Here is a 6,785-nt window from a genome sequence, read left to right as displayed (position 1 = left end):
CGGCGTTTATTTCCTCCTTTCGGGCTTGGACCCAGTAAGAAAGCATAGCCGCCCCCACCACATGGATACGCCGGACGAAGGAATGTGTGGATCATCACCATCCAGGGATATATGGGAGGTTAAGCGACCATGTATGAAGTGGGCGAATGCAAGCGCACAGTTATCCTAATTTTTTCCAACCCCTAGGGGTTGGATGAGAGGACGGACTCCTTAATGGAATATCATTCCTTCAATTGAAATATATTCATCAAGTGAGAAGCGCACTCTGGTGCTGGTAGATCCTAATGGCATGAAAATCTGAGAAATCAAGAGCATATGGAAGAATATCTAATTACAAAGAGGGAGGTTGTGGAATCAAGATCCAGTCAGCTTCCCTGAGTATGGTGAAATCAACCATTCCGAAGAAAACAGCGATAAAAGACCCGATAATCATGGAAAACAACAACGCAACCGCTTTCATAAAACCTGTGAAAAAATGGTTGAGACAAAGAAAAAGTAACAACGTAAATCCTGCTAGTGCCAAATTTTCCAAAGATCCATAATCACTTCCGGTTGCATCAACCCCCCCTGCGGCATTATCCATGGCCACGGGCATCAAGGAAACCCCGATAATTAAGATGACGGCTCCGGTGACGAGTGGAGGAAAATACGGGATAATTTTATCAGCAAATTGCGCCAGTATCGTCACTAAAATACCGGCGACAATAACCGCTCCAAATATACCGGTTAAACTGTGAACTTCTCCGATCGCAATCGCGGGCTGAACGACAACGAACGAAACGGCCATGAGCACAGGCAGACGAATGCCGATATGTTTGTTGCCGATAACTTGGATTAAAGTGGCTATACCACAAGCCAAAATATCATAAGCAATTAAATAAATTAATTGTTCTTGAGTTAATCCGATGGCTGGACCGATGATTAAAGGCACAGCAACAGCGCCACCGTACATAACAGCAACATGCTGAAGTCCTAAGGCGGATAGCTTGCCAGGGCCTAAATTATTTTGTTCCATTGAAACACTCCTTTATATGCAAAAACGATGGATGTCTGGAAGTTATTTGGAGATCATCTCTTTAATATCAAAAAGATAATCTCCTGACCGCAGACTCTCTTTCCACTAGCTCCCTCTATACGTACTGTAGCCACCGGGAGCAACTAATAAAGGGACATGATAATGAGCGTCGCTGTCCGCAACATTGAAACGTACAGGCACATCATTTAAGAAAGGCGGATGATCACTCGTCACGTTACGCCTTTTGAAATAATCACCGACGTGAAAGACAAGTTCGTAGGTTCCCTGTTGCATATCGTTATCCGCTAAAAGGGGGTTGTCCACTCGGCCATCGTCATTGGTCACCACGGTTTTCACATGCGTTCGGTCACTCGTGGAGCTCAGGCGCCACAACTCAATCGTCAATCCCTGTGCCGGAATACTCGCGGAAATATCCAACACATGGGTTGTTAAGTGTCCGGCCATTATTTATTCCCCTTATTTTCAAGATCTTTTCTCGTCACGGTAAATCCTTGGAAGCCATATGGAGGTCGGGGTTCGGTATGAACCTGGCCTTTAGAACCTTCAATGTCTTGAATGACTGGTTCCCAAGTGCGATTGTTCGTTTTGAAACGGATTTGATCCAATTGTGGGAATCTTTGAAGCACACGTAACCCGATCTCGTTAATAAGGTGTTGAATGGAATTATTGTATAGTTCATGAAATACGGTAACTGCAATATCTCGCACTTGCTCTGCAGCAACGTAACGTTCCGGGTTGTCTCCTGTGCCATCTCTCATATCTTGATAGATCCAGCTTAGGTCCAAAAAGATGAATAAAGGGCGATCATTCGTTTCCGGGAGCTGCGTATATTCATCTTGAATATAGCCATAAAAAGAACTGCCGCTCACTTTAATGAGGTGTAAATCAGATATACCTCCGGTTTGTTTTGTGAGCTTATAACCTTCATTCGTTCGCGTTACTTCAACGGAAGCCGTGCTATATTCATTCCGTGAGCAATTGTAGACAAGGTCGCTTTCAACGATGCTGGAACCGTCATGAATTTTTACGGTGTCATAAGGAATCTCGTCACTGCTCAATTCTACCGCTTCAATGTGATCATATTTGTCAAGGAAACGTTCTGCTACAAATTGCAGAAACCCTTCCATGGTAGCGCCTTCATATTTGGCAGCATGCGCCAAGATGAAATTTTTCATCGAGTCTGTAGCGATGATCATACTGTTATCTCCCTCTGTAAAAGAAGGCAAAAACTTTTCTCCTCGGAAAGAAACTTGAATGTTCATACCGAAGATAACATTCTCCCGTCCTGTAAAATCCGATTCAGGAACATTGGTAATATTTGTAAGCGGGGTAGCGTATGTGCGAAAAACAAATACATCCCCTTTGCCGTAATACATCACTCTGTCGTCCGCGCTTTTTTCTTCATCAATGAACATGACTTTTTCTTCTACTGTTCTCATTTTTGATCCTCTCCTTTAGGATTTAATGGCATCTTCTAAACGAAAACGCGCAATTTTGTAGATCTCATTTAGAGCTGTTTCATATTCCCTGTCGTAATCGTTTTCAACTCTTTCCATCATCGAGTGATAAATACTGTCCTTGGAGTGCCCTTTTACAGCCATAATGAACGGGAAATCGAACTTTTCGGTGTATCTGCGATTCAATGCAAGAAAATTTTCATACTCCTCTTGAGAAAGTTGATCCAAATCCGCCCCGGATTGCTCTTTTTGTGAGGATGTTGTCAGTTCCACTCGCCCGGCTAAATCTGGGTGAGCACGCAATAGCGCAAGTTTTTCCTCCTTATTTGCTAATTGGACTGTTTGCTTCATCGTTTCGTGTAGATCATCCAATGATGCAAACGGACGTGAGTTTAAGGAGCGTTCGGCGACCCAAGGGGAATGCTCGTAAATCTTACCGAGAATACCGATGAAATTTTTACGTGACATTTCGTTAATGTCTTTAAGGGTTTGTTTCGTCATCGTAAACCTGACCTTTCTAGCTTTCATTGAGATACTATCATCAGATTTGCTTGTTTTGCAGTTATGTTACGATGGTTCCCGTCACCTCCTTAAAAAGATACACACTAATATATAAATATATCCATTATGATAGCGCTACCAAATGAGTGTGTCATTATTATCATTAGCTAAATATTATAATTTATATTGTCAAAAATGACTATAAACTTGTAATGATGCGCGAAAAAACTAAAGGTATTAGAACATTTGATAGCCAAAAAAACCAAACATTTTGAACAAAGATATTTATAAATTTTAGTTAAATGATATAATGATTTTGATCGATTTAATAGATAATGTAAAGATACATAAGAAAGGTTTTATTCGGCATGTAGAAAGGAGAAAAGACAGGTGGCTTATGATGTAGTCATTAAAGGGGGTCATGTCGTTTTCGGCAATGGTGTCCATCGTGTAGATATCGGAATAAAAGATGAAAAAATATCGTGTATTGCTGAACATATTGAAGACCAATCAGAAGAGGTCATTGATGCTTCCGGCCAATATGTGCTCCCCGGAATGATCGATACCCACGTTCATATCTCGGAACCTGGACGTACGGAGTGGGAAGGATTTGAAACGGGTTCAAGCGCACTCGCGGCCGGTGGCACTACGAGTTATGTGGAGATGCCCCTAAATGCCCTGCCCTCAACCACTAATCACGAGGCCTTGGAGCTTAAAAGAGAAGCTGCCAAAAACCAAAACTACGTCGATTATGGCTTTTACGGTGGGCTTGTTCCGGGCAACATAGTCGATTTAAAGGAGTTAACTGACGCGGGTGTTTTTGCTTTTAAATGTTTTATCGCCTCGTGCGGTTCAGGCATCGAAGGAGATTTCACAAACGTTGATGATTACACGCTCTATGAAGGGATGAAACATTTAGCGGAATTAGATCAAATTCTATGTATCCACGCCGAAAATCTCTCTGTTACCGATAAACTCGCGGAAGAAAAAGTTCGCCAGGGGAAAACGGCCGCTAGGGACTATGTGGAATCACGTCCGGTTATTACAGAGGTAGAAGCTGTTCAACGCGCTTTGTTGTTTGCTAAAGAGACGGGGTGTCGATTGCACTTTGTTCATATTAGTAGTGCCGATGCCGTTGACGCAATTTTGAACGCGCGTTGGGATGGCGTGGATGTAACGCTTGAATCTTGCACGCATTATTTTGCACTTAATGCTGATGACCTTGCTGAAATTGGCTCGAAAGCTAAATGTTCGCCGCCGTTAAGAGAGGCAGAAGAGCAAGAAAAATTATGGAAAGCATTGCTCGACGGGAAGATCGACTGGCTGACGTCCGATCATTCTCCCTGTACGCCGGATTTAAAAGAAGGAAAGGATATGTTTGAGGCATGGGGAGGGATTAGCGGCTGCCAAAACAATGTAGACATTATGTTTGATTTAGCCGTTAAGCAGCGGGAAATGCCAATCGAGCGATTTGCAGCGTTGATTGCCGGCGTCCCGGCCGAGCGATTTCAAATTCCGAACAAAGGCGAAATCGCAGTGTCCAAAGATGCAGATATCCTTTTGCTTGATCCAAATCAATCTTACACGCTTCATGAAAAAGACCTTTATTATAAAAATAAATTTAGCGTGTATACCGGGAGAACGATAGGTTGTCGTGTCACGAAAACGATTCTTCGGGGACATGTGATATATGATATTGAAGAAGGCATTGCCGGGCAGCCGAGAGGGAAGTTGTTGTCTCCGTGAACGTGAACACGCGTCAAGACAATTGCGAACCATGAAAAAGGGAGGCGTTAATATGTTGCAAGAACGTGAAAATGCTGTAACGATGAAGGGGAACCCGGTGACGCTCATTGGGTCTGAAATTCGATCCGGGGATCAAGCGCCTAATTTTACTGTTCTAATGACAGATCAATCGGAACATACACTTTCAGACACAAAGGGCAAAATTCGCCTGATAACAACGGTGCCGTCATTGGATACTCCAACGTGTGATCAGGAAACTCGTCGTTTCAATGAGGAAGCATCAGCCTTCGGTAGTGAAGTCGAGGTACTTACGATCAGTGCGGATTTGCCGTTTGCGCAAAAAAGGTGGTGTGGGGCAAAAGACATTGATCGTGTATTGACGTTGTCTGATCATCGGGAAATGTCTTTCGGGAAAGCGTATGGTACATGCATTAAAGAGAAACGTTTAGAATGCCGGGCTGTGTTTGTTGTCAACGCTGACGATATTGTGACATACGCAGAATATGTTCCGGAAATGACACATTATCCTGATTACGACGCGGCCCTGAAAGCTGTGAAAGCCGAGCTGTGATAAAGTGAACGCTTAATCGAAGATCCGTGGGACTCGGATCTTTTTTTGATCGGACACTTTTATGCGGAATTATATAAAATAAACAATAAATGCAACATTTTTCAGCTTATTTTAACAATGACTTTAGACAAAAAAGTTTATATATTAAAAATGAGAAGGTGAATCGTTATTTGAATGAACCTATTTCAGAAGGGAGATTTCATCGTGACTTATACCGATTTGACAACACCCTTACGTACGATTATGACGCCGGGACCGGTAGAAGCCGATCCACGTGTCCTTCGGGCTTTATCAACACCGGTGATTGGCCAATTTGATCCGGAATTCTTAAATCTTATGGATGAAACGGTTGATCTGCTCCGCTACTTATTCCGTACGGATAATCGCCGGGCATTCCCGATTAACGGGACATCCAGGTCCGGCATTGAAGCGGTCTTGTGCAGTATCATTGAGCCCGGAGATAAAGTGCTCGTGCCGATTTATGGACGTTTCGGGTATCTGATCGCTGAAATTGCGAGTCGTTGCGATGCCGAGGTGCATACGATGGAAAAAGAGTGGGGCAAAGTGTTCGATCCCGAGGAAGTCAAAGCGGAAATGAAAGCGATCAATCCGAAAGTTGTAGCAATTGTTCACGGCGAAACATCTACCGGGCAGATGCAACCGTTAAAAGAAATCGGTGCCTTTTGTCGGGAAAACGACAGTTTGTTTGTTGTTGATGGTGTCGCGACAATTGGTGGGGTTGAATTTAAAACAGATGAATGGAGCATTGATGCCGCGATAACTGGAACGCAGAAATGTCTTGCCGTTCCATCCGGTATGGCACCGATTACTTACAATGATCGGATTGAAAAGATTTTATTGGAGCGTAAAAAAATCGAGCGTGGACTATCCCCTGATTCGGAAAACAGCCGTCGAATTCAAAGCAATTATTTGGATTTGAGTCAAATTCAGGATTATTGGACGTCAGGCAATCGGCTCAATCACCATACGTTGGCAACTTCAATGCTGTACGGCTTGCGTGAAGGACTGCGCATCATTCAGGAAGAAGGCCTGGAAGCACGCATCAAGCGTCATCAATTACATGGCAAAGCACTGGTCGCCGGCCTTGAAGCCATGGGTGTCGAATTACGGGGGAACGGCGAACATAAAATGCCGGTCGTTACCTTGATCAATGCGCCTGAAGGCGTGGACGAAGCAAGTGTTCGTTCTACGTTGTTGAACGAATTCGGAATTGAAATCGCTGGCTCCTTCGGCCCTTTTAAGGGGAAAGTAATGAGGATCGGAAATATGGGGAACAGTTGCCGTAAAACTAATATCCTCCATACGCTTGGGGCGTTTGAGGCGGTTATGATTCAACATGGTGTAACGGTAAATCGCGGCGAGGCTGTACAAGCCGCCTTGGGGGTCTATGCCGCCGAGGAAATAACAGCTGTTAAATCATAAAGATTATCACATTTATCAGTAACTATTAGGG

At 43.7% G+C, this 6,785-nt stretch carries 7 protein-coding genes; 3 read left to right on the top strand and 4 right to left on the bottom strand.

Going from position 1 to position 6,785, the window contains the following annotated elements:
* Positions 1–331: 331 nt before the first annotated feature.
* The 4 genes from BLS58_RS06105 to uraD form a co-directional block, all read right to left on the bottom strand.
* Positions 332–1,015, bottom strand: coding sequence for a solute carrier family 23 protein (locus BLS58_RS06105; RefSeq protein WP_090397028.1), 684 nt, complete (start codon positions 1,013–1,015; stop codon positions 332–334).
* Between the two features lie 105 nt (positions 1,016–1,120).
* Positions 1,121–1,480, bottom strand: coding sequence for a hydroxyisourate hydrolase (uraH, locus tag BLS58_RS06100; protein WP_090397026.1), 360 nt, complete (start codon positions 1,478–1,480; stop codon positions 1,121–1,123).
* Positions 1,480–2,475 (bottom strand): factor-independent urate hydroxylase, encoded by a 996-nt coding sequence (gene pucL / locus BLS58_RS17470; protein ID WP_245723068.1) that lies wholly within the window; start codon positions 2,473–2,475, stop codon positions 1,480–1,482. Before pucL ends, uraH begins: the two co-directional genes overlap by 1 nt.
* Before the next feature lie 15 nt (positions 2,476–2,490).
* Complete coding sequence (gene uraD / locus BLS58_RS17955; RefSeq protein ID WP_090397068.1) at positions 2,491–2,994, bottom strand: 2-oxo-4-hydroxy-4-carboxy-5-ureidoimidazoline decarboxylase; 504 nt, start codon at positions 2,992–2,994, stop codon at positions 2,491–2,493.
* A 390-nt stretch (positions 2,995–3,384) separates the two neighbouring features.
* On the opposite strand from uraD, the gene allB reads away from it, so the two are divergent.
* The 3 genes from allB to BLS58_RS06075 all read left to right on the top strand — a co-directional run bounded on the left by allB (position 3,385) and on the right by BLS58_RS06075 (position 6,754).
* A complete protein-coding gene (allB, locus tag BLS58_RS06085; RefSeq protein ID WP_090397024.1) occupies positions 3,385–4,740 on the top strand; it encodes an allantoinase AllB in 1,356 nt (451 codons plus the stop codon).
* A 52-nt stretch (positions 4,741–4,792) separates the two neighbouring features.
* The gene (gene tpx, locus BLS58_RS06080; RefSeq protein WP_090397023.1) at positions 4,793–5,311 is read left to right on the top strand and encodes a thiol peroxidase; all 519 of its coding nucleotides are present in this window, start codon (positions 4,793–4,795) and stop codon (positions 5,309–5,311) included.
* Between the two features lie 204 nt (positions 5,312–5,515).
* Positions 5,516–6,754 carry a pyridoxal-phosphate-dependent aminotransferase family protein gene (locus BLS58_RS06075; RefSeq protein ID WP_281240993.1) on the top strand — a complete coding sequence of 413 codons (1,239 nt, stop codon included), beginning with the start codon at positions 5,516–5,518 and terminating at the stop codon, positions 6,752–6,754.
* Positions 6,755–6,785: the final 31 nt, after the last annotated feature.

This window comes from Natribacillus halophilus, assembly GCF_900100185.1.
Lineage (GTDB): Bacteria > Bacillota > Bacilli > Bacillales > Marinococcaceae > Natribacillus > Natribacillus halophilus.
This window is presented reverse-complemented; position numbering and strand designations above follow the sequence as displayed.

What these genes read in the sequence shown, in the direction of transcription:
- BLS58_RS06105 (WP_090397028.1), bottom strand. Translation starts at nt 1,015, where the DNA reads ATGGAACAAAATAATTTAGGCCCTGGCAAGCTATCCGCCTTAGGACTT.
- uraH (WP_090397026.1), bottom strand. Translation starts at nt 1,480, where the DNA reads ATGGCCGGACACTTAACAACCCATGTGTTGGATATTTCCGCGAGTATT.
- pucL (WP_245723068.1), bottom strand. Translation starts at nt 2,475, where the DNA reads ATGAGAACAGTAGAAGAAAAAGTCATGTTCATTGATGAAGAAAAAAGC.
- uraD (WP_090397068.1), bottom strand. Translation starts at nt 2,994, where the DNA reads ATGACGAAACAAACCCTTAAAGACATTAACGAAATGTCACGTAAAAAT.
- tpx (WP_090397023.1), top strand. Translation starts at nt 4,793, where the DNA reads ATGTTGCAAGAACGTGAAAATGCTGTAACGATGAAGGGGAACCCGGTG.